Genomic DNA, 23,574 nt, shown 5'->3' on the forward strand with positions numbered 1-23,574 from the left:
GCAGACGCCGCCCGCGGATGCGAGCCGATGCGATTGATCGGCGGCGTCCGGTGTTTCATCCGGGGGCTGACCGCCTGCTCGGGCTATCCTGCACGACGTGAGTCCCGTTGGTCCCGACGACATGATCGGCCGTCTGATCGACGGCCGATATCAAGTGCGCTCTCTGATCGCCAAGGGCGGCATGGCTACGGTCTATGTCGCCACTGACCTGCGCCTGGAACGCCGCGTCGCCATCAAGGTGATGCACGATCACCTCGCTGCCGACGAGCGCTTCCGCGAGCGATTCATCCGCGAGGCTCGCTCCGCTGCGAAGATCACGCACCCGAACGTCGTGAACGTCTACGACCAGGGCGACGACGAGATCTTCGCGTACATGGTGATGGAGTACATCCCGGGCATCACGCTGCGGGACCTCCTGCACGACCACCACAAGCTCACCCCCGAGCAGTCCATCGATGTCATGGATGCCGTCCTGGCGGGCCTGCAGGCCGCGCACAAGCTCGGCATCGTCCACCGCGACCTCAAGCCGGAGAACGTGCTGCTGGCCGACGACGGCCGCATCAAGCTCAGCGACTTCGGGCTGGCCAGGGCGGCGAGCGCGAACACGGCGACGGGCCAGGTGCTCCTCGGAACGATCGCGTACCTGAGCCCGGAGCTCGTGACCAAGGGCACGGCGGATGTGCGCAGCGACATCTACTCGCTCGGCATCATGCTCTTCGAGATGCTCACCGGTGAGCAGCCGTACCGCGGCGATCAGCCCGTGAACATCGCGTACCGCCATGCGAACGAGACGGTGCCTGCGCCCAGCGAGGTGAACCCCAACGTCCCCCACGAGCTCGACGAGCTCGTCGCGTGGTCGACGGAGCGTGACCCGGAGCTGCGCCCCGCCGACGCTGGCGTCATGCTCGAGGCCCTCCGTCGTGCCGAGGCCGAGCTCGGGCAGTCCGCGCGTCCGCTCCCGCCGACGGCTGTGATCGCCCAGGCGGGCGACGAGGACATCGAGGACACCGACCCGACCGAGCTGGCGGCCATCACCAGCCAGCTCTCCTCGGCGTCCTCACCTCCCGACGCGTTCGATGGGCACGTCGAGCCCTTCACGCCGGGCTCGCCGCCTGTGATGGCCAGCCCTGCCCTCTTCCCCGAGGAGACAGCGACCGACCTCTCCCCCAAGCTCCCTCCGGCGACCACGACGGCAGAGTCGGGCGCGCGCAAGCGGCGCCGCTTCGGCGCCGTGATCGCCGTGATCGTCATCGCGCTGATCACCGCCGCCGGCGGTGTCGGGTGGTGGTTCGGTCTCGGGCCGGGGTCGTACGACACGGTTCCCCAGGCGGTCTCCTTGACGCAGGCGGATGCCGAGGCGGCCATCACGGCCGCTGGTTTCACCGTCGGCGACGTGACGCAGGAGTTCTCGCTCGACGTCGCGGCGGGCACGGTCATGGATATGGACCCGCAGGCGGGCACTTCCCTCGCGCCGGAGACCCCGATCTCGCTGGTCGTGTCTGCTGGACCTGAGATGCTCGACGTGCCTGATCTCGAAGGGCTCACCCTCGACGAGGCCGAGGGTGCGATCACCGAGGCTGGGTTCACCTACGATCCCGCGACGACGCTGCGGCAGTTCTCCGATCAGGAGGCGGACATCGTCCTCTCCGCGACCGACAACAACGGGGCTCCGCTGCCCGCGACCCTCGCTGAAGGCCAGCCGATTCGACTGATCGCCTCAGCCGGCGTCGTTCCCGACGTCGCAGGCGAGACGGAAGCCAACGCGACCCAGCTGATCGAAGAGGCTGGCCTCGTGGTGAACGTCTCCAGCCGCGAGTACTCCGCATCGGTTGCGAGCGGCGTCGTCATCGCGTTCTCCACGACGACGGACCCGGTTGTCCCGGGAGACACGATCAACATCTCCGTCTCACGAGGTCCCGCACCCGTCACGCTCCCCGACGTGGTCGGGAAGCCGATCGCTGAGGCGATCTCGCAATTGGAGGGGCTCGGACTCACCGTGGGCCACAACGTGCCCCCTGGCATCGTCAACGACCCGAACCCGGTCATCAAGTTCGTGGTGTCGACGCAGTCTCCAGCGGCCGGGGTCGAGGTTCCTGCGGGCTCGAACGTCACGCTGACCGCGACGGCGACGCTCTAGCGGCCGGGCTGCTGCTGCTGCTGAAGGCAGCAGGGCCGGCTGCGCCGCTCGAACAGAAGAGGCGCATCCCGTCTCCGGGATGCGCCTCTTCTGTTTGCTGAGACTCGGCTCAGCGCTTCGCGGCGCGGAGCTCCTCAGCAACCAGGAACGCGAGCTCGAGGGACTGCATGTGGTTGAGGCGCGGGTCGCAGAGCGACTCGTAGCGCGTCTCGAGCGTCTTCTCGTCGATCTGCTCTGAGCCGCCCAGGCACTCCGTCACGTCATCGCCCGTGAGCTCCACGTGGATGCCGCCCGGGTGCGTCCCCGCGGCACGGTGCGCCTCGAAGAAGCCCTTGACCTCGTCCACCACGTCGTCGAAGCGACGCGTCTTGTAGCCGTTCGGGGTCGTGATGCCGTTTCCGTGCATCGGGTCGGTGATCCACAGCGGCTGCGCGTCTGCGCCCTTGATGGCCTCGAGCAGGGGCGGAAGGGCGTCGCGGATCTTGCCGGCACCCATGCGTGTGATGAAGGTCAGGCGCCCCGGCTCACGGTTCGGGTCGATCTTTTCGATGAGCCGCAGCATGGTGTCTGGAGTTGTCGAGGGCCCGAGCTTCACACCGATCGGGTTCTTGACGCGGCTGAAGAAGTCGACGTGCGCCTCGTCGAGGTCACGCGTCCGCTCGCCGATCCAGATGAAGTGACCGGAGGTGTCGTACGGCTGGCCGGTCCGCGAGTCGATGCGGGTCATGGGGCGCTCGTAGTCCATGAGGAGTCCCTCGTGGCCCACGAAGAACTCGACATCACGCAGCGCGTAGAAGTCGGCACCGGCGGCCGCCATGAAGCGAACGGCGCGATCGATCTCAGCGGCGAGCTGCTCGTAGCGCGCGTTCGCGGGGTTCGCGGCGAAGCCCTGGTTCCAGGAGTGCACCTCTCGGAGGTCGGCGAACCCGCCGGTCGTGAAGGCGCGGACGAGGTTCAGCGTGGATGCCGCCGTGTGGTACCCGCGGAGCATGCGCTCGGGGTCCGGCGTCCGCCCCTCCGTCGTGAAGTCGAAGTCGTTGACGATGTCGCCGCGGTAGGCGGGCAGCGTCACGTCGCCGCGCGTCTCGTTGTCGCTCGAGCGGGGCTTCGCGAACTGCCCGGCCATCCGGCCCATCTTGACGACGGGCATCGAGGCACCGTAGGTCAGGACGACGGCCATCTGCAGGATCGTGCGGACGCGCGCTCGGATCTTGTCGGCGGTCGCTCCCGCGAAGGTCTCGGCGCAGTCGCCACCCTGGAGGACGAATGCCTGGCCGGCCGCGGCCGTGGCGATACGATCGCGCAGCCTGTCGACCTCGCCCGCGAAGACGAGCGGCGGCAGGGACGCGAGCTCACCGGAGACGCTCGCGACCTTCGTCGCGTCGCCCCACTGCGGCTGCTGCCTGATCGGCAGCTCGCGCCACGCGTCGAGGCCCTCGAGCACGCCGGGAGGCGTCGGGATCGACTCTGTGCGGGTGGAGGTGAATTGGCTCATGCTCGCTTCTCTGATCTCATGTCTCGGATCTCACGCTGACAGCTCACGCGCTGCAGCACTGGTTGTTCTGAATCTCACGCCGGACGGCCCGACACTACCCGGGGCAGCGCGCGCTGTGCTCGTCTGATCGCTGACAGCAATCACCGGCTCTCGCGCGTTCAGGGCTTCTGCGCGGCGGCGAGCGCCTTGGCCTCTGCGTCCATCTTGGTTCGGATGGACGAGGCGTAGATGTCGCGATAGTCCTGGTTGCTGAGGGCGTGCAGCTCGCTCATGATCTCGTCCGTGATGGAGCGGAGCACGAACCGGTCGGCCGCCATGCCCTCGTAGCGCGTGAAGGTGAGCGGCTCGCCGAAGACCATGCCGACCTTGCGCAGCCGCGGCACCTTCGCGCCGATCGGCAGGACACGCTCGGTGTCGACCATGACGACCGGTACGACGGTGACCGGCTTGTCCGCCTGCATGATCATGCGGGCGATGCCTGTCCGGCCGCGGAACATGCGCGCGTCCGGGCTGCGCGTTCCCTCCGGATAGATGCCGAGCACGCGGCCCTCGCTGAGGACGCGGAGCCCGGTCTGGAGGGACGCCTCGCTCGCGGCTCCGCCGCCTCGATCGATGGGGAGCATGCCGGTGGACTTGAAGAACTGCGCGGTCAGCCAGCCCTTGATGCCGGTGCCGGTGAAGTACTCCTTCTTCGCGAGGAAGTACACGCGGCGGTCGATCGAGAGCGGCATGAAGAACGAGTCGACGACCGAGAGATGGTTCGACGCCAGGATGACCGGCCCCTTCGCGGGGATGTTCTCGATTCCCCGCACCCACGGGCGGAACGTCGCGCGCACCAAGGGCCCTGCGAAGAGATGCTTGAGCACCCAATACAACATGCGTGGCCTCCCGATAGGCGATGGCACATCAGTGTACTCGGGACATGCCACGCACCGGTGCGCCGCTCGCCGTGTCCGGAACGGTAGGGTTGAAGGCCACTGGACGTGAAGCCGGATGACCCCGGCCGATGGACGTCCAGGCGGCTCACGACCAGGACCACACTCAGGAGTTGCAATGAAGCTATCCGAGACCCCCGCCGTAGTCAGCCCGGAGCCGAGCTGGAACACCACCGATCTGCTCCAGTACAGACTTCGAGAATCGCCGGATCTCGCCCTCTTCGGACTGCCGGACGGCGATCGCTGGCGCGATGTCTCCGTCAAGGAGTTCCACGCCAAGGTGAACGACCTCGCGAAGGGCTTCGTCGCGGCCGGCGTCGAGGTCGGCGAGCGCGTCGCGTTCCTGGCGAAGACGAACTACGAGTGGACGCTCGTCGATTTCGCCCTCTGGTACGCGGGCGCCGTCATGGTGCCGGTGTACGAGACGAGCTCGTCGGCGCAGATCGAGTGGATCCTCGAGGACTCGGAGGCGGTCGGCATCATCTCCGAGCTTCCCGAGCACGACGACAAGCTCGACGAGATCGCCGACACCGTCTCGAGCCTCCGCGTGCGCTACGCACTGCATGCAGGCGCCATCGATGAACTCGCCAGGCTCGGGGCCGACGTCGACGACGCTGAGATCGAGCGCAGGCGCGGCATCGCGAACGGCGACGACATCGCGACGCTCATCTACACGTCAGGATCCACGGGGCGCCCCAAGGGGTGCGTCATCATGCACTCGAACTTCGTCGAGCTCTGCCGGAACGTGAAGGACCCGCTGGGCGCGCTCATCTACCCTGGCGCATCCACCGTGCTGTTCATCACGCTCGCGCACGTGTTCGCGCGGTTCATCTCCGTGCTCTGCATCTACGGCGGCGTGAAGGTGGGACACCAGCACGACACCACGAAACTGGTCGAATCGCTCGGCACCTTCCACCCGACCTTCCTGCTCGCAGTTCCGCGCGTGTTCGAGAAGGTCTACAACTCAGCTGAGCAGAAGGCGGAAGCCGGTGGGCGCGGCAAGATCTTCCGGAAGGCGGCGGATGTCGCCGTGCGCTACTCGGAGTCGCAGGACGCCGGCCGCACGCCGCTCGTGCTCGGACTCCAGTACAAGCTCTTCGACAAGCTCGTCTACTCGAAGCTTCGCGAGGTGATGGGCGGCCGCGTGAAGCACGCCGTCTCCGGCTCGGCACCGCTCGGCTCCCGCCTCGGCCACTTCTACCGCGCCATCGGCGTGAACATCCTCGAAGGCTACGGCCTCACCGAGACCACGGCCCCGGCGTCCGTGAACCTCGCCGAGAAGTCCAAGATCGGGACCGTCGGCCCCGCGCTGCCCGGCGTCGCAGTCCGCACGGACGAGCACGGCGAGCTGCAGGTCAAGGGCATCAACGTCTTCCGCGAGTACTGGAAGAACCCCGAGGCGACGGCCGCGGCGTTCGACGGCGAGTGGTTCAAGACCGGCGACCTCGGCTCGATCGACGATGACGGCTACATCACGGTGACGGGTCGCATCAAGGAGATCATCGTCACCTCCGGCGGGAAGAACGTCTCCCCCGCGGCGCTCGAGGACCCGATTCGCGCCGACCCACTCGTCGGGCAGATCGTGGTCGTCGGGGACCAGCGTCCCTTCATCTCCGCGCTCGTGACGCTCGACCCGGAGATGCTGAAGACCTGGCTGAGCAACAACGGCGAGAATCCGGACCTCACGGTCGCTCAGGCGGCCGAGCACCCCAAGGTGCTCGCCGAGATCCAGCACGCGGTCGATCGGGCGAACACGCGCGTATCGCGGGCCGAGTCGATCCGGAAGTTCGTCGTGCTCGACGGGGAGTTCACGGAGGCCAACGGAACGCTCACGCCGAAGATGTCCATCAAGCGCCACGTGATCCTCGAGAAGTACAAGGGGATCATCGAGGGCATCTACAACGCGGCGCCAGCGACCCAGGGCATCACGCTCAAGTAGATCGGCAGAGCACCGATCCTGCGCCTTCGGCCATGCCCCTCAGCGAGTCGGGCGGCCGAAGGCGCTTGCCGTGGTCCTGCCCGCCGTGGACGCACTGGCCGCCGTCGCGGGCGCGAACCACTCGCTGCCACGGATCTCGCGCATGGCGGCCTTGCGGTGCTCAGCAGCAAGCGTGTCGATGTAGACGACGCCCTTGAGGTGGTCGGTCTCGTGCTGCAGCATCTGCGCCATGAGCCCGGCTCCCTCGAGCACCACGGGCTCGCCGTCCAGGTCGATGCCGGTCACACGCGCGTGCTCGTACCTCGGTGTCTTGTTCCAGAGGCCAGGAACCGACAGGCAGCCTTCGTCGATCTCATCGAGCTCGCCCCACGTGCTCTCGAGAACCGGGTTGAGCACGTAGCCGGTCTCGCCATCGATGTTGTACGAGAAGGCCGCGAGTCCCACGCCGATCTGCGGCGCGGCGACGCCTGCCCTTCCGTCGAGCGACGTCGTGTCCAGCAGGTCGGTGACGAGGCTGCGGATGCGGTCATCGATGACGGTGATCTGCTCTGCGGGCGTCCGGAGCACCGGATCACCGTAGTAGCGGATGGGGCGAACGGTCACAGTTCCTCCTCGGCGCGCAGCAGCGCGTTCTCGACCACCTCGCTCGCTGCGGGGTGAGGCCAGTACTGGCCACGCGCGAGGCCCCTGATGGAATGCCCGAAGCTCGCCGCGAGGACGAGGGGCTGGAGCAGGACCGCCGCATCCGGACCCACGATGTGTGCCCCGAGGATGGTCGCGCTGCCCCGCGCGATGACGAGTTTACAGAAGCTCCGCTCGTCTTCGAGCGCCCACCCCCAGGCGGTCGAGCCATATTGGTGCGTCACCTCGAACGCGTCGTAGCCCAGCTGCTCGGCGCGTTCGAGCGTCACTCCGAAGCTCGCGATCTGCGGCTCGGTGAAGACGACGTCCGGCACGGGGCCGAGCGTGTTCTTCATGAGACGGCGCCCGGGCTCGACCGCGATGTTGTGCGCGACGACTCTCGCCTCGTGGTTGGCGACGTGCTTGAGCTGGTGCTCAGAGTCGATGTCACCGAGCGCGAACACCCCGGAGACCGGGTGGCCGTCGCGCAGCACCCGCTGGTAGGCGTCCACTCGCAACCGGCCGTCATCGTGGTGGTCGAAGCCGACCTCGTAGGTGCCGAGCGTGTCCGTGTTGGGGATGCGTCCGATCGCCACCAGCACGGCGTCGACCTCGATCTGCTCCCCCGCGTCCGTCGTGAGCGTCGCGACTCGACCGTCTTCGGAGAAGCCGACGACCGAGGTGCCGGTCTCGACCCGCCACCGCTCACGGGCGGCCTCCGTGAACGTCGCGGCGACGTCCGCGTCGAGCGAGGAGAGCACGCGCCCACGCACGAGCTGCGTGACCTCGGAGCCGAAGGCGCTGAAGACATGGGCGAACTCCGATGCGATGGACCCGCCGCCGATGATCGCGAGGCGGCGCGGCACATCGTCGATGCGCATGATCGTGTCCGAGGTGTGCACGAGCGTGGAGTCGAGGGGCACCACATCGTGGTGGCGTGCCCGGCTGCCCGCGGCGATGACCAGCGTCTCCGCGCTCAGCCTGCGCCCGGAGGCGGTCAGCACCTCGCGGTCGCCGAGCATCTCGACGCGCTCGCGCACGAGCGTCACGCGCGGGTTCCCGTGCTCACGGTAGCTCTCCCCGCCCTCGCTGATCTGGTCGATCCGCCCGAAGACACGGTCGCGCACCTCCGGCCAGGACGGACGCAGGTGGACGTCATGGACGCCCAGCCGCTGCGCGTCCCGCGCATTTCGAACCACGTCGGCGACGTGCACGAACATCTTCGTGGGAATGCACCCGACGTTGAGGCACGTGCCACCGAAGTGCGGTCCGTCGTCGACGATGGCCGTCTTCGGCCCGCCCTCGCCGCCGGGCGGGAGCGTGTTGCCGGAGCCTGCACCGATGATGAGCAGCTCGAAGTGCTCAGCGGCTGGGCGCTCAGTCATCTGCACGCTCAGCGCCAGGGCGGACGACGGCGAGGAGGTCGCCGTTGCCGACCTCGAGCGGCGAGGAGATGGCGAGGCGCTCGACGACGCCCGCGACAGGTGCCGTGATGCCGGCCTCCATCTTCATGGCCTCGATGGTCGCGACGGTCTGCCCCTGCGACACGCGTTCGCCGACCTCGACGCGGAGCGTCACGACGCCGGAGAACGGTGCGGCGACGTGCCCGGGGTTGCCGCTGTCCGCCTTCTCGCGTTCGATCGTGTCGACCTTGATGCTGCGATCGCGGACGAAGACCGGGCGCAGCTGTCCGTTCAGGGTCGCCATGACCGTGCGCATGCCGTCAGCGTCCGGCTCGCCGATGGCCTCGAGGCCCACGAAGAGCTGCACGCCCTTCCCGATGTGGATGACGTGCTCCTCTCCGGGTTCGAGCCCGTAGAGGTAGTCGAGGGTGTCGAGCACGGAGAGGTCGCCGAAGAGCCGGACGGTGTCCTCGTAGCTTGCCGTGGGCTGTGGGAACAGGAGGCGGTTCAGGGTCCGTCTGCGCTCGAGGCTGTCCCCCGCGAGCCCGGCTTCGTCGGTGTCGGAGAGCGGCGTGACTTCGATCTTGACGTCGCGCCCCTCGAGCACCTTGCTGCGGAATGGCTCCGGCCATCCGGCCGGCAGCTCGCCGAGCTCACCGGCCATGAAGCCGATGACCGAATCCGGGATGTCGTACTTTCCCGGGTTCTCGGCGAAGTCGGCCGGATCTGCGCCGACGGCCACGAGGTGCAGGGCCAAGTCGCCCACGACCTTCGAGGACGGCGTGACCTTCGGGATGCGGCCGAGGATCTTGTCGGCCGCGTCGTACATGTCCTCGATGTGCTCGAACTGGTCCGCGAGGCCGAGCGCGATGGCCTGCTGCCGGAGGTTTGACAGCTGACCTCCCGGGATCTCGTGCTTGTAGACGCGACCCGTCGGACCCGGGAGCCCGGATTCGAAGGGACGGTAGACCAGCCTGACCGCCTCCCAGTATGGCTCGAGGTCGGTGACGTTCGTGAGGCTGATGCCCGTGTCCCGCTCGGTGTGCTCGAGGGAGGCGACTAGCGCCGAGAGGCTTGCCTGACTCGTTGTTCCCGACATGGGGGCGCTTGCGACGTCGACGGCGTCGACGCCGGCCTCACTGGCGGCGAGGAGTGTGGCGAGCTGTCCGCCCGCCGTGTCGTGCGTGTGCAGATGCACGGGCAGATCGAAGCGGTCGCGGAGCGCGGTGACCAGCTTCGAGGCTGCCTGCGGGCGGAGCAGCCCGGCCATGTCCTTGATGGCGATGATGTGCGCGCCCGCGTCGACGATCTGCTCCGCGAGGCGCAGGTAGTAGTCGAGCGTGTAGAACGGCTCGTTGGGGTCGGCGAGGTTGCCGGTGTAGCAGAGGGCGACCTCGGCGACCGCCGTTCCCGTCTCGAGAACCGCGTCGACGGCGGGTCGCATCTGGGAGACGTCGTTGAGGGCGTCGAAGATGCGGAAGATGTCGACCCCGGTCGCAGTCGCCTCGTGGACGAACGCCTTCGTCACGGCCTCCGGGTACGGCGTGTAGCCGACGGTGTTCCGGCCCCGCAGCAGCATCTGGAGTGGGATGTTGGGGACGGCTTCGCGGAGACTCGCGAGGCGCTCCCACGGCTCCTCGCCGAGGAAGCGGAGCGCGACGTCGTACGTCGCACCGCCCCAGGCCTCGATGGACAGCAGCTCGGGCGTGAGTCTCGCGAGGTAGGGCGCAGCCGTGACGAGGTCGCGGGTGCGGACGCGCGTCGCGAGCAGCGACTGGTGTGCGTCACGGAAGGTGGTGTCGGTGACCGCGAGGCGCTTCTCGGAACGCAGCTGGGCTGCGAACCCCGCGGGGCCGAGATCCAAGAGCTCCTGACGCCGCCCGGCGGGAAGCGGGACGGAGGTGTCGAGCGCGGGCAGCTTCGTCCGCGGCTCGACGGAGGTCGGGCGCACGCCGTGCGGTGCGTTGACCGTGACGTCGGCCAGCCAGTTCACGATCTTCGTGCCGCGGTCGCCCGGGCGACGGTATTCGAGCAGCCCCGGGCGCTTCTCGATGAAGTCGGTCGCGACGTCCCCGCGCTGGAAGTCGGGATCGTCGAGCACACCGAGGAGGAAGGGGATGTTCGTGGCGACGCCGCGGATGCGGAACTCGGACAGCGCGCGTCGAGCGCGCCGCACCGCAGCCGGGAAGTCGCGCCCGCGTGCCGTGAGCTTCATGAGCATCGAGTCGAAGTGCGGCAGGACCTCGGCTCCCGTGGCGATGGTGCCTCCGTCGATGCGGATGCCGGAGCCTCCCGCGGAGCGGTAGGTCGTGATGACCCCCGTGTCCGGGCGGAACCCCTGAGATGGGTCCTCGGTCGTGATCCTGCACTGCAGCGCGAAACCGTGCAGCTCCAGCTGGTGCTGCTCGAGCCCCATGTCGTCGAGGCGCTCGCCCGAGGCGACGCGCATCTGTGCCTGCACGAGGTCGACATCCGTCACCTCCTCGGTGACCGTGTGCTCGACCTGGATGCGCGGGTTCATCTCGATGAACACGTGCTGCCCGGCTCGGGGGCCGGCCGTGTCGAGGAGGAACTCGACGGTGCCCGCGTTCACGTAGTCGATGGACTTGGCGAAGGCGACCGCGTCGGCGTAGAGCTGCTCCCGCACCTCCTGCGAGAGGTTGGGCGCAGGGGCGATCTCGACGACCTTCTGGTGGCGTCGCTGAACGCTGCAGTCGCGCTCGAAGAGGTGCACGACGTTGCCGTGCTCGTCGGCGAGGATCTGGACTTCGATGTGGCGTGGGCGGAGCACGGCCTGCTCGACGAACATCGTCGGGTCGCCGAAGGCGCTGTCCGCCTCCTTCATCGCAGACTCGAGCGCTTCACGCAGGTCCTCCTGGCGCTCGACGCGCCGCATCCCTCGCCCGCCGCCGCCGGCGACCGCCTTGGCGAAGATCGGGAAGCCGATCTCCTCGGCGGCGGCGCACAGGGCGTCGAGGTCGGTGGAGGGCTGGCTCGAGGCGAGCACCGGCACCCCCGCGGCGATCGCCTGGTTCTTGGCCGTGACCTTGTTGCCCGCCGATTCAAGGACCCGAGGGGGCGGCCCGATGAAGGCGATTCCCGCGTCCTGGGCGGCCCGCGCGAGTTCTGGGTTCTCACTCAGGAAGCCGTAGCCGGGGTAGATCGCGTCGGCACCGGATTCCTTCGCGACGCGCAGGATCTCCGCGACGTCGAGGTAGGCCCGGACTGGCTGTCCCACGGTGCCGATCTGGTATGCCTCGTCAGCTTTCAGGCGGTGAAGCGAGTTGCGGTCCTCGTAGGGGTACACCGCGACCGTCCGTGCTCCGAGCTCCACAGCGGCACGGAATGCGCGAATGGCGATCTCGCCTCGATTGGCAACCAGGATCTTCTTGAACACCGGTGTTCCACCTTCCGACAACAACGACAGGGGCTTGCAGCAACGTGACGCCAGCCTAGTGAATGTAGCCTGGGCTGGTGTTCGTCCTCAGCATCAGTTCTCTCAAGGGCGGCGTCGGCAAGACCACGGTGACCCTGGGCCTCGCTTCCGCCGCCTGGGCCCGCGGGCTCAGAACCCTCGTCGTCGACCTGGATCCCCAGTCGGATGTCTCGACTGGGCTCGACGCGCGCGCGCAGGATGGCGCCACGATCGCCGACGTCCTCCGCTCTCCCAAGCCGAGCACCGTGCGAGCCGCGATCGCCCGCTCGTCGTGGGGCGAGGGAGGCCACGGCGTCATCGACCTCATGGTCGGAAGCCCGGCGGCGCTGAGCTTCGACACCCCGAACCCGTCGATCCGCGAGATCTGGCGCCTCGAGGAGGCCCTGGCCGTCGTCGAAGCAGACTACGACCTGGTCCTCATCGACTGCCCGCCATCCCTCAACGCGCTCACCAGGACAGCCTGGGCGGCCTCTGACCGTGTTGCCGTCGTGACGGAGCCGGGACTGTTCTCGGTGGCGGCAGCAGACCGCGCGCTCCGAGCGGTGGATGAGATCAGGCGCGAGCTCTCGCCACGGCTGCAGCCGCTCGGCATCATCGTCAACCGGGCGAAGCATCAGTCGATCGAGCACCAGTTCAGGCTCGGCGAGCTGCGCGACATGTTCGGACCGCTTGTCCTCTCCCCCGCGTTGCCTGAGCGGACGTCGCTCCAGCAGGCCACGGGCGCGGCCAAGCCCGTGCACCTGTGGCCCGGGAGCTCCGCCGAGGAGATGGCCGCGAGCTTCGACACGCTCCTCGAGCGCATCATGCGTGCGGGACGCCTCGGCCCGTATGCCAGCGCCGCGGGTACCGACGACGAAGCCCCGGTGACGCGTGGGCGTCAGCGGGGCCGGTCGAACAGCTAGGGCGCGAGACTCGGCGGCTAGCTCGCGCGGCTTGCGCGGCGAGCTGCGAGCTCGTCAACTGGGTCGATGGTCTGCTGCTCGAAGTCCACGAGCGTCGATTCGACCTCTCGGAGCACCTGGCCCACGAAGATGCCGAAGACGCCCTGACCGCGGTGCACGAGGTCGATGACCTGATCGTTCGAGGTGCAGAGGTACACGCTCGCACCGTCCGACATGAGGGTCGTCTGCGCGAGGTCGACGACGCCGGTCTCGTGCAGCTGGTCGACCGCGGTGCGGATCTGCTGGAGCGAGATGCCGGTCTCGAGCAGTCGCTTGACGAGCTTGAGGACGAGGATGTCCCGGAACGAGTAGAGACGCTGGGAGCCGGACCCCTTCGCACCGCGCACAGTCGGCTCGACCAGGCCCGTCCGAGCCCAGTAGTCGAGCTGGCGGTAGGTGATGCCGGCGGCCCTCGCGGCAACGGCGCCGCGGTAGCCGGAACCCGGATCGAGGTCCGGAATGCCATCGGTGAAGACCAACTCGCCGCCGGTTGGCGCGTCGCCCTGTCCCTGCTCGCTCATGCCTGCACCTTTCACACGTTTTCGACTGGCTCAGCTCCCAGGAGAACTGGGGCGGAAGCAGTGGGTCTTACCACAGGGGAACTTGAGGTAAGTCCCGAGCCGTCTGAGTTGATTCTATTGGAGCGCGTGCGACTCGGCTACTTCCGAACGACAACGATGTGATCCCGACCCGTCTCGCCCTGTATCTCGGGCTTCGGGATGCGAGCAGCGGCGTGTCGCGGAGAGGACTGGCGCCGTTCGGATCCACCTGACGTTCAAGTGGAGGGTGAAGCTACCTGCGACCGCGGACGGCCTGGCGGATGAGCGACCGTCGGACGGACTCGAGGTGCTCGGCGAGCTCGTGCGCCCGCTCGTGCGCCTCTCCGCCCGAACGCGCCCGTCGAGTGCTGGTCGACAGGGCCTGCTCGATGAGACCGAATTCGTGGTGCGCGGCGGCGCGGAACGGTCGGAGGTGTCGCGGCTCGATGCCCACCTTCTCCAGTTCGACGAGTGTGCTCAGCATCGTGAGCTCGTCCTCCTGGTACCGGCTGGCCGCAGGGATCAACCCAGCGCTCACGGCCTGCTCCAGGAGCGCAGGCTTCGCGCCGGAGCGCTCGAGGAGCTGCGCGCGGTCGAGCACGGTGCCCGCGGCGAGCATCGTCTGCCGCTGCGGTGCCCTGGACCCCGGAAGTTCGGGCTCAAGCCCGCGGTCGAGCGCGTCGAAGTACTCAGCGATGACCTTGAGCGGCAGGTAGAGGTCCCGCTGCATCGTGAGCACTTCCCGCAGCCGAGCGACGTCGCCGGCGGAGAACTTGCGGTAGCCCTTGGGCGTGCGCTCGGGATGCACGAGCCCCTTGTCCTCGAGGAAGCGCAGCTTCGAGGGACTCAGCTCGGGGAACTCGACGTTCAGCCGCTGGAGGACCTGTCCGATGCTGAGCATGCGGCCCTGCCCACTGGAAGAAGCCGCCGCGATAGCGGCCACCGTCAGTTCCCGGCAGACGCGGACGTCAGGCTCGTGTCGAGCGGAGAGCTGTAGAACGTGAGGCGGAACTTGCCGACCTGCACCTCTCCGCCGTTCGTGAGCACTGCAGAGTTGATGCGCTCGCCGTTGTAGTAGGTGCCGTTGAGCGAGCCGAGGTCGCGCATGTGGAATTCGCGGCCGTGCCTGGTGAACTCGGCGTGACGACGAGAGACGGTGACGTCGTCGAGGAAGATCTCGGCGTTCGGGTGGCGACCGGCGACCTGGAGGTCGGTGTCGAGCAGGAACCTGGCCCCGACGTTGGACCCCCTGCGCACGATCAGGAGCGCGGAGCCGGAGGGGAGAGCGCTGATCGACTCCATCTCCTCCTTCGAGACACCGCCGGCGATGAGCGCGGCGAGTTGCGCGCTGAAATCGCCAGTGAACGAAATCGTCGACGATTGCGTCTGCTCATCGACGACGCCGTCGCCGTCAGGGGTTCGCGCCTCAGCGTCAGACCCAGCCATATTTGCCTCCTCGAGTCGGTGCTCAAGCGTAGCGGAATCGGGGGTGCCCGAATTCCGGTCGGTGAACTGCACAAGCACCGCCAGCCATTGTGCGTCAGACGACTGAGTGTTGTCGAAACGAGCGACCGAATCGTTGCCGGTTTTCACCCTCGGCGTACACTCCGTGGGTGGCAAACCTGTCTTCCTCTGACGAAAACGCGTTCGACGACCGCTACGGCGGTGATCCCGTCGCACAGATGCGGGCGCGCAAATCCGCCCCGCTGACGCGCAAGGTTCCCATGGCGAGCGGTATGTGGCTCGAGGACGCGGCCACCGGCTTCTACGGGCGCCTCGCCTCCGCCAACAAGCAGACCGTGACGCTGCTGGACTTCGACGGGCAGCGGAAGGCGTTCCCGGCGGATTCGATCTTCCTCCTCGAGGACGAGCCGGTCCTCCTCGGCCCTCCGGTCGCGAAGCAGCCGTCCGGGCGCGCGAGGAGCGCATCCGGGTCGTTCCACGTCGCCGACGCGAAAGCGCGCACCGCGAGGGCTGGTCGCATCTTCGTCGAGGGAAAGCACGACGCGGAGCTCGTCGAGAAGGTCTGGGGCCACGACCTCCGCATCGACGGCGTCGTCGTCGAGTTCCTGCAGGGAGCCGACCACCTCGCCGAGGTGCTCACCGTCTTCGGCCCGAGCCAGACGCGGCGCGTCGGCGTGCTGCTCGACCACCTCGTCAAGGGCTCCAAGGAGCAGCGCATCGCGGACGACATCACGAAGCGCTTCGGCGCCTCTCACGTCCGCGTCGTCGGGCACCCGTACGTTGACGTGTGGCAGTCGGTCAAGCCCGAGCGCCTCGGGCTCAAGGCCTGGCCGGTCATCCCCCGTGGGCAGGACTGGAAGAAGGGCATCTGCCGGGCGCTCGGCTGGCCAGCCGAGGAGCAGGCGGACACCGCGAGGGCGTGGCAGCGCATCCTCGAGCAGGTCCGCGACTACCGCGACCTGGAGCCGTCCCTGCTGGGCCGCGTCGAGGAGCTCATCGACTTCGTCACGGAGCCCGGCGGCGCAGGTACCTGACGGCGTAGACCGCGCCAGCGGCGACGTGCAGGACCGTGCCGATGGCGAGCATCCACCACGTGATGCCCCGCAGGGGCTCAGCGGGCACCTGAGCGGCGTAGGAGAGCAGGTGGAGCGGCATCGCGACCATGATGAACGCCGACCTGGCCTTGCCGAGCAGGTTGACTCTTCCCTCGCGGACGCGGTCGAGTCGGGTGAGCCCGATCACGAGCAGAGTCACATCGCACACGAAGATCGTGATGAGGACGAACCACGGGAGATAACCCAGGAGCGCGAGCCCGAGGCCGATGGCGATGATGCCGAGTCGATCCGCGACCGGGTCGAGGATCTCCCCCACCCGTGAGACCTGGCCGAGCCGGCGAGCGAGGAACCCGTCGATCCAGTCGGTAGCGCCGAAGGCTGCGAGGCTCAGGGTCGCCGCGAGTGCTCTGCCATCGGCGGCGAGCCAGATGGTGAGCGGCACGAAGACGAGCAGCCGCGCCACCGAGATGGCATTCGGCAGCGTCGCCCACCGCATCGGGGCTTCCTGCTCTCTGCTCGCCATGCGCCCATTGTCTCAGCGGGCGCAGCCCAGCGACTGGGTGGGCCAGCGTGTCGCCGGGATGGTCGCGTCGTTCGCCGCCGGCGCACCGAGATCCGCGGACGACCCCGGACTCGCTACGATCAGCGGATGGACCCCGACGAGCATGGCTCCCCCCAAGCCGGCCCCGCGTCCGTGCGCGTCGACGTGTGGCTCTGGGCTGTGCGCATCTTCAAGACGCGCAGCGCCGCCACAGCCGCCTGCAAGGCCGGGCACGTGAAGATCGACGGCGACCGGGCGAAGCCCGCCCAGCGCATCCACGTCGGCGACGAGGTTCGCGTGCGCACCGATCGTGATCGGATCCTCGTCGCGCAGCAGCTGCTCAAGAAGCGCGTGGGCGCACCGATCGCGGCGAAGGCGCTCATCGACAACTCACCGCCACCTCCCCCGCGCGAGTTCGCCGCGCCCATCGCGTTCCGCGACCGAGGTGCCGGCAGGCCGACGAAGCGCGAGCGGCGCGAGATCGATCGCATCCGCGGGCGCGACATCGAACCGGAGCCCTGGGACGCGGAGGAGTGAGCCGGCGGCCGACGCGTGTCGTCCGCCCGCGGATGGCCCGAATCAGGCTCCGGCGGGACGAAGCTCCCGTCGGGAACGTCGAGTCCTACGCCGTGATGGCGTTGCGCTCCCCCGCTCGCACCGGCACCGTGAGGCGGTTGTCTGCGGCGGGCGTGGGGCAGACGAACTGGTCGCTGAAGGCGCACGGCGGGAGGTACGCGCGATTGAAGTCGATCGTGGTCGTCCCGTCGGCCTCCGGCGCCGGGACGGTGAGGAACCGGAACCGGTAGCTCTCGTCGCCGCTGGTCGCATCCGCGAAGACGACCTGCAGTCCAGCCTCTGCGTGGTCGGCGTCGATCGAGAACCGGGCTCCGCCGAGCGTGAAGTCGAGCTTCCCGCCGAGGTCCTTCCTGGACACGTAGCCGTCGGCCTGGAGCACGTCGACCTGCTCGGTCGACGGTCGGAAGGTGGCGGAGACGACGTAGCCGTCACCGGGCGCGTAGCTGTCGATGCCGAGCAGCGCCGCGCGTCCGGGCGCGGCCGGGTCCAGCACGCGAAGTGCGCGCTGGTCGTCGCGAGCGAAGGCCCGAAGGATGCGCTCGCCATCGCGGAGCTCGTCGCCCGCGGTGAGCGTGACCCGATCTCCGACTGCCTCACCGGATGCATCCGTGTATCCGCTCGAGGCGAGGCCAGTGCCGACGACGGCCCCGTCCTCGATCGTCCAGGCGCCCGCTACGGTGTCGAGCTCGAGCTCGACGCCGTCGGCGAGCCAGTTCGTGGCGACGAGTGCCGCCGGCCCATACGGGGCTCGGACCGCGCGTTCACGACTGTCGTGCCAGGCCGCCCAGCGCTTGCCGAACTGGTCTCCGGTGGTGGTGCTCTGCTGCGTGCTCATGCTGCTCCCGATCCTGGTTCTCTCTGCTGATGTCGCCGACAAGTCTCAAGGTACTCAGCGCGACGGCGTCGTTCTCGCGAAATGACACGGCATTCGTCCTCGGGCGCGAGAAGGCGCCCACGAACGGATTCGAGGTGTACGGCCCGACGGCGAACCGTCGCGGATGCGCCGTGCCGTCGCCCCGCACGATGCGCGAGTCAGCGCGCCGCACCTCGATGACGCCGGTGGCGAGGCTGCCCTCCGGCGTGGCCGCGATCCGCTCGCGCCCCTCGCCGGATGCTATGAGCTGGCGCAGGGCGTCGTTGTCGGTGTGCGCGACGTCGGAGTCCGGGAGCCAGGCGTCGATGAGCGCGCGGGCCGAGACCTCCTGCTCGAGCGTGCTCCCCTTCGCGTGGAACACCCCGGTCTCCTCGTCTTCCCAGACCCGGAGGTCGCCTCCGAGGAAGTGCACGACACCGGCCTCGCTGAGCGCGAGGAGCTCGTCGAGGCGGTGCCCCGGTGGGCCGGAGGCGACGTAGCTGAAGAAGCCCTTCCACCAGACGCGCACGTCGCCTGCGAGGGAAGCTGGTGACCAGTTGGGCGCGTCCTGGAACTCGACGAAGGTCATGAACGAGAAGAGCAGCGCCAGGAAGAGCCCCTGGCTCTCGCTGTGCTCCTGCCGGTTCCTGCGCCGCAGGTCCTCGCGAATGTACTCGTGCAGCGAGGCCGAGACCGACCCGACGTCCGTGGCGACGGCACCGCGGAGGGGGTGGTCGAAGGTCTCGATGTCGAGTTCGTCGCTGGGGTCGACGAGCGCCGCGACGACCGCGTCGTGGAGCTCCGGAGACTGCGCGCCGAGACGGTCGAGGTCAGCCCGGAACTCGACCCAGGAGATGCGGACGCGCTCCGGGTGGCCCGTGAACAGCTCCCGGTAGTAGCCGTGGAGCATCTCCTTCGCGAGCAGCGGCCAGAAGTGCGTGCGGAAGTCGAGGATCTCGTGCCGCGCGACGACCTCCCGTGCGATGTCCGGCGTGAAGTACCGCGTCTCGAAGGGCTCTCCCTGCAGCACGCTGGTGACCTTCGAGTGGTAGGGGACACCGCGCCTGGAGCCGACGAGGATGCGCGGCTCGCGTCCTGAGGGCAGGTACGTCAGACGTCCCTCGTCCACGCTCGGCACGAACGTTCCCCCCCGGCCCTCGGTGAGCAGCACGAGCAGGTCCACGGCGGCGAGTCCGAGCCCGCGGACGATGACGGGCTCCCCCGCTCGAACGGCGCTGAAGTCGGCGTCCGCCGTGAACGAGGGCGGCACGTACGCGAGCTCGTGGCGCGCCGCGAAGTCGCTGAGCTCGGCGGTCCTCGTCCCTTCATGCACTCGCGTTCCCGAGTGGCCCAGGGCGTAGACGACCACGTCGACCGTGAGCCCGTCACCCGTATCGAGCTCGACCCGCTGGGAGCCGTTCTCGAGCGTCGTGACGCCCGTCACCTGCGCGGTGTGCACCAGCACGGTCAGCCCTTCCGGCGCGGCGTCTGCGGCCTGCTCGAAGAACCAGCCGAGATACCGGCTCTGGAGCCGCCTGGTGGGGAAGCTCGCGGGACCCAGTGCCCGGATCTCCGCGGCGAGCTGCGGGTCTTCCGCGTCGAGCTCGTACCCGGGCAGGTCGCCGCGCGTCGCGAGCTGCGCCCACTCGACCAGCGATGGGCCCTCTCGGATTGGCCCCTCGATGGTGCTCGTCTCGTCGGTGAACATCGTGACGTCGGCCGCGAGCGAGTTGAGCTTGAGGAGCCCGGACTGCGCGTCGCGCCAGATGCGCCCGGCGCCCGGCGGGTGCGGGTCGATGAGGTGCACGACCAGCTGACCGGTGGCGTCGGCGTCGTAGTTGGCGACGATGCGCTCGAGCAGTCCGGCGCCGCGCGGGCCCGCGCCGAGCACGGCGATGCAGCGCGCCCCCTTGCTGCTGTCGCTGTCGATGAGCCTGGCGGCGGAGGTCATGCGATGGCCTCCAGGACGCGCTCGGCGGGCCGCCCGCCCGGGATCGCGTCGACGAGCGCCCGTGTGTAGTCGTTGGTGCTGCGCTCGAAGACCTCGTCGACCGTGCCCTCCTCGAGCAGCTCTCCCCCGCGGAGCACGCCGACCCTGTCCGCGATCTGCCTCACGACGCCGAGGTCGTGGGTGATGAAGAGGTAGCTCAGCGAGTGCTCTGCCTGGAGGTCGACGAGCAGTTGCAGGATCTGCGCCTGCACGGAGACGTCGAGCGCCGACACCGCCTCGTCGAGCACGATGAGCTCCGGTTTAAGCGCGAGCGCCCTGGCGATGGCGACGCGCTGGCGCTGCCCACCGGAGAGCTGCGCGGACCGCCGCTCGGCGAAGCTCGCGGGCAGCGCGACATCGTCGAGCAGCTCGAGCACGCGTGCCCGCCGTGAGGCCTTGTCGCCGACACCGAAGGCGCGCAGCGGCTGCTCGATGGACTCGGCAACGGTGAACCGCGGGTCGAGGGAGGAGTAGGGATCCTGGTGCACCAGTCCCGTCCTACGACGGAATGCCCTGAGCGCGCCGCCTCGTGCTCCGGCGACCTCGACGCCGTCGAGGCGGATGCTGCCCTGGTCTGGCCGTTCGAGCAGCAGCGCGAGTCGCGCCGTCGTGCTCTTGCCTGAGCCCGATTCTCCGACGAGCGCGTAGCTCTCGCCGCGCGCGATCGCGAACGCGACGTCCTTCGTCGCATCCACGCGCGCCCCGCCGGGGAGCCGGAAGGTCTTGCTGAGGCCGGAGACCTCGAGCACTGGCCTGCTCCGGTCGATCGCGAGGGCGCCCTGCGCCGGCGCGAGCCGGGTCGAGGTCCTCGTCGGCGCGGCCGCGACGAGTCGCTTCGTGTACGGATGCTGTGGGTCCTCGAGCACCTGCGCGGCAGGTCCCGCTTCGACGATCACGCCGTGCTGCATGACCAGGATGCGGTCCGCGCGGTCGGCGGCGACGCCGAGGTCGTGGGTGATGAAGAGCACCGACGTGGAGGCGACGGCGGCGCGTTCCGCGATGAGGTCGAGGATCTGTCGCTGCACGGTCACGTCGAGGGCGCTGGTCGGCTCGTCCGCGATGATGAGGCCCGGTGAGGCGGCGAGCGCCGCCGCGATGAGGACACGCTGCCGCATGCCGCCGGAGAACTGGTGCGGGTACTGGGCTGCTCGCTTCGCAGCGTCCGGGATGCCCGCATCCGCCAGCAGCTCGACGGCTCGCGCGCGCGCATCCTTCTTCGTCGCGAGGCCGTGGATGAGCAGCACTTCGGCGACCTGCGAGCCGACCGTCTGCAGCGGGTTGAGTGACGCGGAGGGGTCCTGCGGGATGAGGCCGATGCGTGCGCCCCGCACGGCGCGCCACTCGAGCGGGGTGAGGGCGGTGAGGTCGAGCCCGTCGTAGCGGAGCGCATCCGCGCGGACGTCGGTGCTCGACGGGAGGAGGTCGACGATGGACTTCGCGACGCTCGTCTTGCCGGAGCCGGACTCGCCGACGATCGCGACCTGCTCGCCCGGGTAGACGTCGAAGGAGACACCGGCGACGGCGAGCGTCGTGGCCCCCTTGTAGGCGAGCCGGAGGCCGCGCACGGAGAGCAGGGGCCCGGCGGGAGCTTCGCTGGGGACGGGTGACTGCGTTGACGTCATGAGCGGTCTCCTCGGTCTTGGAGCCAGCGGGAGAGGCGGGCGGTAGAGAGCACGACGGCGACGATCACGAGGCCGGGCAGCGTCGTGAGCCACCAGGCGGCCTGCAGGTAGTCGCGTCCCTCGGAGATGAGCGCGCCCCACTCGGGCTGGGGCGGCGGGGCGCCGAAGCCGAGGAAGCTGAGCGCGGAGATGGCGAGCACCGCTGCGCCGAACTCGATGGCGGCGAGGGCGAGCACCGGGGTGATCGCGGCGGGCAGCACCTGGCGGAAGATGATGCTGGGCCAGCGGGCGCCTGACAGCTTCGCCGCTTCGATGTACCCGGCCGTCGCGACCGAGAGCACCTGCGAGCGCATGATGCGCGCGAAGGCCGCGGTCGAGGCGAGGCCGACCGCGATGGCGATGTTGAGCGTCCCGAAGCCGAGCCCCGTGATGATGGTGAGCGAGAGCAGCAGCGCCGGGATCGCGAGGATGACGTCCATGAACCGCATGATCGCCTCGTCGACGAACCCGCGAAGGTAGCCCGCGAGGAGGCCGAGGAGCGCGCCGGTGCCGAGGGCGATGACCACGGCGAGGCCGGAGGCCAAGAGGGTGGTCTGCGATCCGTAGATGAAGCGAGCGAGGGTGTCCCGGCCGAGGTTGTCCGTACCGAAGGGGTGCGTGGCGCTCGGCGGCTGCAGGCGGTCGAGGAGGGTTCCGTTGACGGCGTCGTACGGCGTGAAGACGGACGGGATGATCGCCCAGGCGATGACCGTGGCGAGCACGACGAGCGCGAGGATGAGGGACGGGAGGCGCAGGAGGCCGCTGAAGCGTGCGAACGACGACGGCTTGACCGGCTCCGGCACCGGCTGCGGCGTCCGCTCGGCGGTCCCGTGCCCTCGCCCTTCCGGGTTGTCGCGGATATCCGGGTTGTCGAGGCCGCTGGGTGCGACGTAGCGTTCCGTGCGGCTGAGCGGGGTGACGCCCGGCACGGTCTCGAGAAGAGCCTGGCTCATGCTGGGACCCCCTTCTTGCTTGCCTCGGCTGGCTCGCTCGGGCCGAGCCCGGGTGTCAGCGTCGGCGTCGTGCGGCGCCTCGATGAGGGACGCTGCTGTCTGGTGGAATGCGTCAGGCGCGGGTCGATGAGCGGGTAGAGCGCGTCGACGATGAGGTTGGTCACGACGAACACGACCGCGGCGAAGACGACGGCGATCATGACGAGCGGGATATCGCGGTTCGCGACGGCGGTCACGATCATGCGGCCGACGCCGTCGCGGGAGAAGACGGTCTCGGTGACGACGGTGCCGGCGAGGAGCTGGCCCACGAGCACACCGCCGATCGTGAGGGTCGGAAGGGCCGCGTTGCGAAGAGCGTGGCGGACGAGGATGCGCGTGTCGCCCGCGCCCTTCGCCTTGGCCTGCTCGACGAACGGACGCGCGAGCGTCTCGTGGAGGCTGCGCGTCAGCACCTGCGCGAGGTAGGCCCCCGTCGGGATGGACAGCGTGAGCGCGGGCAGGATGAGCCCCACGAATCCGGTGCTCCCGAAGGCGGGCACCCAGCCGAGCTGGAAGGAGAAGACCTGCAGGAGGAGCAGGCCCAGCCAGAACGTCGGGACGGCGATGGCGAGCGACGGCAGCGATTGGAGGATGCCGCGCAGCCAGGTTGATCGGACGAGGTTGCTGACGAGGGCGAGGCCGACACCGCCGACGACGGAGAGGACAAGCGCCGCCCCGGCGAGCGTCGCCGTGGACGGGAGGGCACGGGCAAGCACCTCGGTCGCGGGGATGCCGTTCTGCACGGAGCTTCCGAAGTCGAGGACAAGCGCGCCGCCGAGGGCCGCGAGGTACTGCTCGTGGAACGGGGCGTCGAGCCCGAGCTCCGCTCGCAGCGCCTCGACGGCCGCAGGATCGGCCGCGCCCTCACCTCCGCCGGCCGCGGCCACTGCGGCCGCGTCACCGGGAAGCAGGTAGAGCAGGAGGAACGACAGCGTGAAGGCCGCCCAGAGGACCAGGATCCCCAGGGCGAGCCTGGCGGCGAAGTAGCGGACCATG

General features: G+C 69.0%; 19 protein-coding genes. 5 read left to right on the forward strand and 14 right to left on the reverse strand.

Annotation, left to right across the window (positions count from 1 at the left end; all coding sequences use genetic code 11):
* The first annotated feature begins 121 nt into the window (after nucleotides 1-121).
* A complete protein-coding gene (gene pknB / locus ABVF28_RS10685) occupies nucleotides 122-2,137 on the forward strand; it encodes a Stk1 family PASTA domain-containing Ser/Thr kinase (RefSeq protein WP_371030488.1) in 2,016 nt (671 codons plus the stop codon).
* Nucleotides 2,138-2,246: 109 nt separating this feature from the next.
* On the opposite strand, the gene ABVF28_RS10690 is transcribed toward pknB, so the two are convergent.
* Both ABVF28_RS10690 and ABVF28_RS10695 read right to left on the reverse strand, forming a co-directional pair.
* Entirely contained in the window at nucleotides 2,247-3,632 is a 1,386-nt protein-coding gene (locus ABVF28_RS10690) for a class II 3-deoxy-7-phosphoheptulonate synthase (protein WP_371030442.1), read from the reverse strand.
* Nucleotides 3,633-3,790: 158 nt separating this feature from the next.
* Entirely contained in the window at nucleotides 3,791-4,510 is a 720-nt protein-coding gene (locus ABVF28_RS10695; protein ID WP_104252817.1) for a 1-acyl-sn-glycerol-3-phosphate acyltransferase, read from the reverse strand.
* Nucleotides 4,511-4,685: 175 nt separating this feature from the next.
* Between ABVF28_RS10695 and ABVF28_RS10700 the strand changes: the two genes are divergently transcribed.
* The gene (locus ABVF28_RS10700) at nucleotides 4,686-6,506 is read left to right on the forward strand and encodes a long-chain fatty acid--CoA ligase (protein WP_179556818.1); all 1,821 of its coding nucleotides are present in this window, start codon (nucleotides 4,686-4,688) and stop codon (nucleotides 6,504-6,506) included.
* A gap of 39 nt (nucleotides 6,507-6,545) precedes the next feature.
* Here the strand turns inward: ABVF28_RS10700 and ABVF28_RS10705 are convergent, their stop codons facing one another.
* The 3 genes from ABVF28_RS10705 to ABVF28_RS10715 are packed head-to-tail and all read right to left on the reverse strand — an operon-like array spanning nucleotide 6,546 to nucleotide 11,927.
* Nucleotides 6,546-7,109 (reverse strand): peptide deformylase, encoded by a 564-nt coding sequence (locus tag ABVF28_RS10705; RefSeq protein WP_371030443.1) that lies wholly within the window; start codon nucleotides 7,107-7,109, stop codon nucleotides 6,546-6,548.
* A complete protein-coding gene (locus tag ABVF28_RS10710; RefSeq protein ID WP_371030444.1) occupies nucleotides 7,106-8,512 on the reverse strand; it encodes a mycothione reductase in 1,407 nt (468 codons plus the stop codon). Before ABVF28_RS10710 ends, ABVF28_RS10705 begins: the two co-directional genes overlap by 4 nt.
* The gene (locus ABVF28_RS10715) at nucleotides 8,505-11,927 is read right to left on the reverse strand and encodes a pyruvate carboxylase (protein ID WP_371030445.1); all 3,423 of its coding nucleotides are present in this window, start codon (nucleotides 11,925-11,927) and stop codon (nucleotides 8,505-8,507) included. Before ABVF28_RS10715 ends, ABVF28_RS10710 begins: the two co-directional genes overlap by 8 nt.
* Nucleotides 11,928-12,004: 77 nt before the next feature.
* On the opposite strand from ABVF28_RS10715, the gene ABVF28_RS10720 reads away from it, so the two are divergent.
* A complete protein-coding gene (locus tag ABVF28_RS10720) occupies nucleotides 12,005-12,868 on the forward strand; it encodes a ParA family protein (RefSeq protein ID WP_104311826.1) in 864 nt (287 codons plus the stop codon).
* Nucleotides 12,869-12,885: 17 nt separating this feature from the next.
* On the opposite strand, the gene ABVF28_RS10725 is transcribed toward ABVF28_RS10720, so the two are convergent.
* From ABVF28_RS10725 to ABVF28_RS10735, 3 genes are all read right to left on the reverse strand, one after another.
* A complete protein-coding gene (locus tag ABVF28_RS10725; protein WP_104252811.1) occupies nucleotides 12,886-13,428 on the reverse strand; it encodes a MerR family transcriptional regulator in 543 nt (180 codons plus the stop codon).
* A 271-nt stretch (nucleotides 13,429-13,699) separates the two neighbouring features.
* Entirely contained in the window at nucleotides 13,700-14,347 is a 648-nt protein-coding gene (locus ABVF28_RS10730; protein WP_104311825.1) for a MerR family transcriptional regulator, read from the reverse strand.
* Nucleotides 14,348-14,391: 44 nt separating this feature from the next.
* Nucleotides 14,392-14,892, reverse strand: a complete 501-nt coding sequence (locus ABVF28_RS10735) for an FHA domain-containing protein (RefSeq protein WP_371030446.1) — start codon at nucleotides 14,890-14,892, stop codon at nucleotides 14,392-14,394.
* Nucleotides 14,893-15,128: 236 nt separating this feature from the next.
* On the opposite strand from ABVF28_RS10735, the gene ABVF28_RS10740 reads away from it, so the two are divergent.
* Nucleotides 15,129-15,944, forward strand: coding sequence for a DUF3097 family protein (locus ABVF28_RS10740; protein WP_104252968.1), 816 nt, complete (start codon nucleotides 15,129-15,131; stop codon nucleotides 15,942-15,944).
* On the opposite strand, the gene ABVF28_RS10745 is transcribed toward ABVF28_RS10740, so the two are convergent.
* Entirely contained in the window at nucleotides 15,916-16,488 is a 573-nt protein-coding gene (locus ABVF28_RS10745) for a CDP-alcohol phosphatidyltransferase family protein (protein WP_104311824.1), read from the reverse strand. The two genes, ABVF28_RS10740 and ABVF28_RS10745, sit on opposite strands and share 29 nt — an antisense overlap.
* A gap of 126 nt (nucleotides 16,489-16,614) precedes the next feature.
* On the opposite strand from ABVF28_RS10745, the gene ABVF28_RS10750 reads away from it, so the two are divergent.
* Nucleotides 16,615-17,043 (forward strand): RNA-binding S4 domain-containing protein, encoded by a 429-nt coding sequence (locus tag ABVF28_RS10750; RefSeq protein WP_371030447.1) that lies wholly within the window; start codon nucleotides 16,615-16,617, stop codon nucleotides 17,041-17,043.
* A gap of 85 nt (nucleotides 17,044-17,128) precedes the next feature.
* Here ABVF28_RS10750 and ABVF28_RS10755 read toward each other — a convergent pair whose 3' ends face one another.
* From ABVF28_RS10755 to ABVF28_RS10775, 5 genes are read right to left on the reverse strand one after another with little or no spacing between them, the layout of a single operon-like run.
* Complete coding sequence (locus ABVF28_RS10755; RefSeq protein WP_371030448.1) at nucleotides 17,129-17,917, reverse strand: DUF1684 domain-containing protein; 789 nt, start codon at nucleotides 17,915-17,917, stop codon at nucleotides 17,129-17,131.
* A complete protein-coding gene (locus ABVF28_RS10760; RefSeq protein WP_371030449.1) occupies nucleotides 17,844-19,886 on the reverse strand; it encodes an FAD/NAD(P)-binding protein in 2,043 nt (680 codons plus the stop codon). The genes ABVF28_RS10755 and ABVF28_RS10760 overlap by 74 nt, the downstream gene beginning before the upstream one ends.
* Nucleotides 19,883-21,547, reverse strand: a complete 1,665-nt coding sequence (locus ABVF28_RS10765; RefSeq protein ID WP_371030450.1) for a dipeptide ABC transporter ATP-binding protein — start codon at nucleotides 21,545-21,547, stop codon at nucleotides 19,883-19,885. Before ABVF28_RS10765 ends, ABVF28_RS10760 begins: the two co-directional genes overlap by 4 nt.
* Complete coding sequence (locus tag ABVF28_RS10770; protein ID WP_211890533.1) at nucleotides 21,544-22,539, reverse strand: ABC transporter permease; 996 nt, start codon at nucleotides 22,537-22,539, stop codon at nucleotides 21,544-21,546. The genes ABVF28_RS10765 and ABVF28_RS10770 overlap by 4 nt, the downstream gene beginning before the upstream one ends.
* Nucleotides 22,536-23,573 carry an ABC transporter permease gene (locus ABVF28_RS10775; protein ID WP_371030451.1) on the reverse strand — a complete coding sequence of 346 codons (1,038 nt, stop codon included), beginning with the start codon at nucleotides 23,571-23,573 and terminating at the stop codon, nucleotides 22,536-22,538. Before ABVF28_RS10775 ends, ABVF28_RS10770 begins: the two co-directional genes overlap by 4 nt.
* Nucleotide 23,574 lies beyond the last annotated feature (1 nt).

Origin of the sequence: Pseudoclavibacter sp. JSM 162008, from assembly GCF_041366455.1 — a bacterium.
Classification (GTDB): domain Bacteria; phylum Actinomycetota; class Actinomycetes; order Actinomycetales; family Microbacteriaceae; genus Pseudoclavibacter.

Excerpts from the sequence above, each read along its gene's own strand:
- ABVF28_RS10760 (WP_371030449.1), bottom strand. The coding sequence starts at position 19,886 with ATGACCTCCGCCGCCAGGCTCATCGACAGCGACAGCAGCAAGGGGGCG.
- ABVF28_RS10770 (WP_211890533.1), bottom strand. The coding sequence starts at position 22,539 with ATGAGCCAGGCTCTTCTCGAGACCGTGCCGGGCGTCACCCCGCTCAGC.
- ABVF28_RS10775 (WP_371030451.1), bottom strand. The coding sequence starts at position 23,573 with ATGGTCCGCTACTTCGCCGCCAGGCTCGCCCTGGGGATCCTGGTCCTC.
- ABVF28_RS10695 (WP_104252817.1), bottom strand. The coding sequence starts at position 4,510 with ATGTTGTATTGGGTGCTCAAGCATCTCTTCGCAGGGCCCTTGGTGCGC.
- ABVF28_RS10710 (WP_371030444.1), bottom strand. The coding sequence starts at position 8,512 with ATGACTGAGCGCCCAGCCGCTGAGCACTTCGAGCTGCTCATCATCGGT.
- ABVF28_RS10690 (WP_371030442.1), bottom strand. The coding sequence starts at position 3,632 with ATGAGCCAATTCACCTCCACCCGCACAGAGTCGATCCCGACGCCTCCC.
- ABVF28_RS10750 (WP_371030447.1), top strand. The coding sequence starts at position 16,615 with ATGGACCCCGACGAGCATGGCTCCCCCCAAGCCGGCCCCGCGTCCGTG.
- ABVF28_RS10700 (WP_179556818.1), top strand. The coding sequence starts at position 4,686 with ATGAAGCTATCCGAGACCCCCGCCGTAGTCAGCCCGGAGCCGAGCTGG.
- ABVF28_RS10755 (WP_371030448.1), bottom strand. The coding sequence starts at position 17,917 with ATGAGCACGCAGCAGAGCACCACCACCGGAGACCAGTTCGGCAAGCGC.
- ABVF28_RS10745 (WP_104311824.1), bottom strand. The coding sequence starts at position 16,488 with ATGGCGAGCAGAGAGCAGGAAGCCCCGATGCGGTGGGCGACGCTGCCG.
- ABVF28_RS10735 (WP_371030446.1), bottom strand. The coding sequence starts at position 14,892 with ATGGCTGGGTCTGACGCTGAGGCGCGAACCCCTGACGGCGACGGCGTC.
- pknB (WP_371030488.1), top strand. The coding sequence starts at position 122 with ATGATCGGCCGTCTGATCGACGGCCGATATCAAGTGCGCTCTCTGATC.
- ABVF28_RS10765 (WP_371030450.1), bottom strand. The coding sequence starts at position 21,547 with ATGACGTCAACGCAGTCACCCGTCCCCAGCGAAGCTCCCGCCGGGCCC.
- ABVF28_RS10725 (WP_104252811.1), bottom strand. The coding sequence starts at position 13,428 with ATGAGCGAGCAGGGACAGGGCGACGCGCCAACCGGCGGCGAGTTGGTC.
- ABVF28_RS10730 (WP_104311825.1), bottom strand. The coding sequence starts at position 14,347 with ATGCTCAGCATCGGACAGGTCCTCCAGCGGCTGAACGTCGAGTTCCCC.
- ABVF28_RS10740 (WP_104252968.1), top strand. The coding sequence starts at position 15,129 with ATGCGGGCGCGCAAATCCGCCCCGCTGACGCGCAAGGTTCCCATGGCG.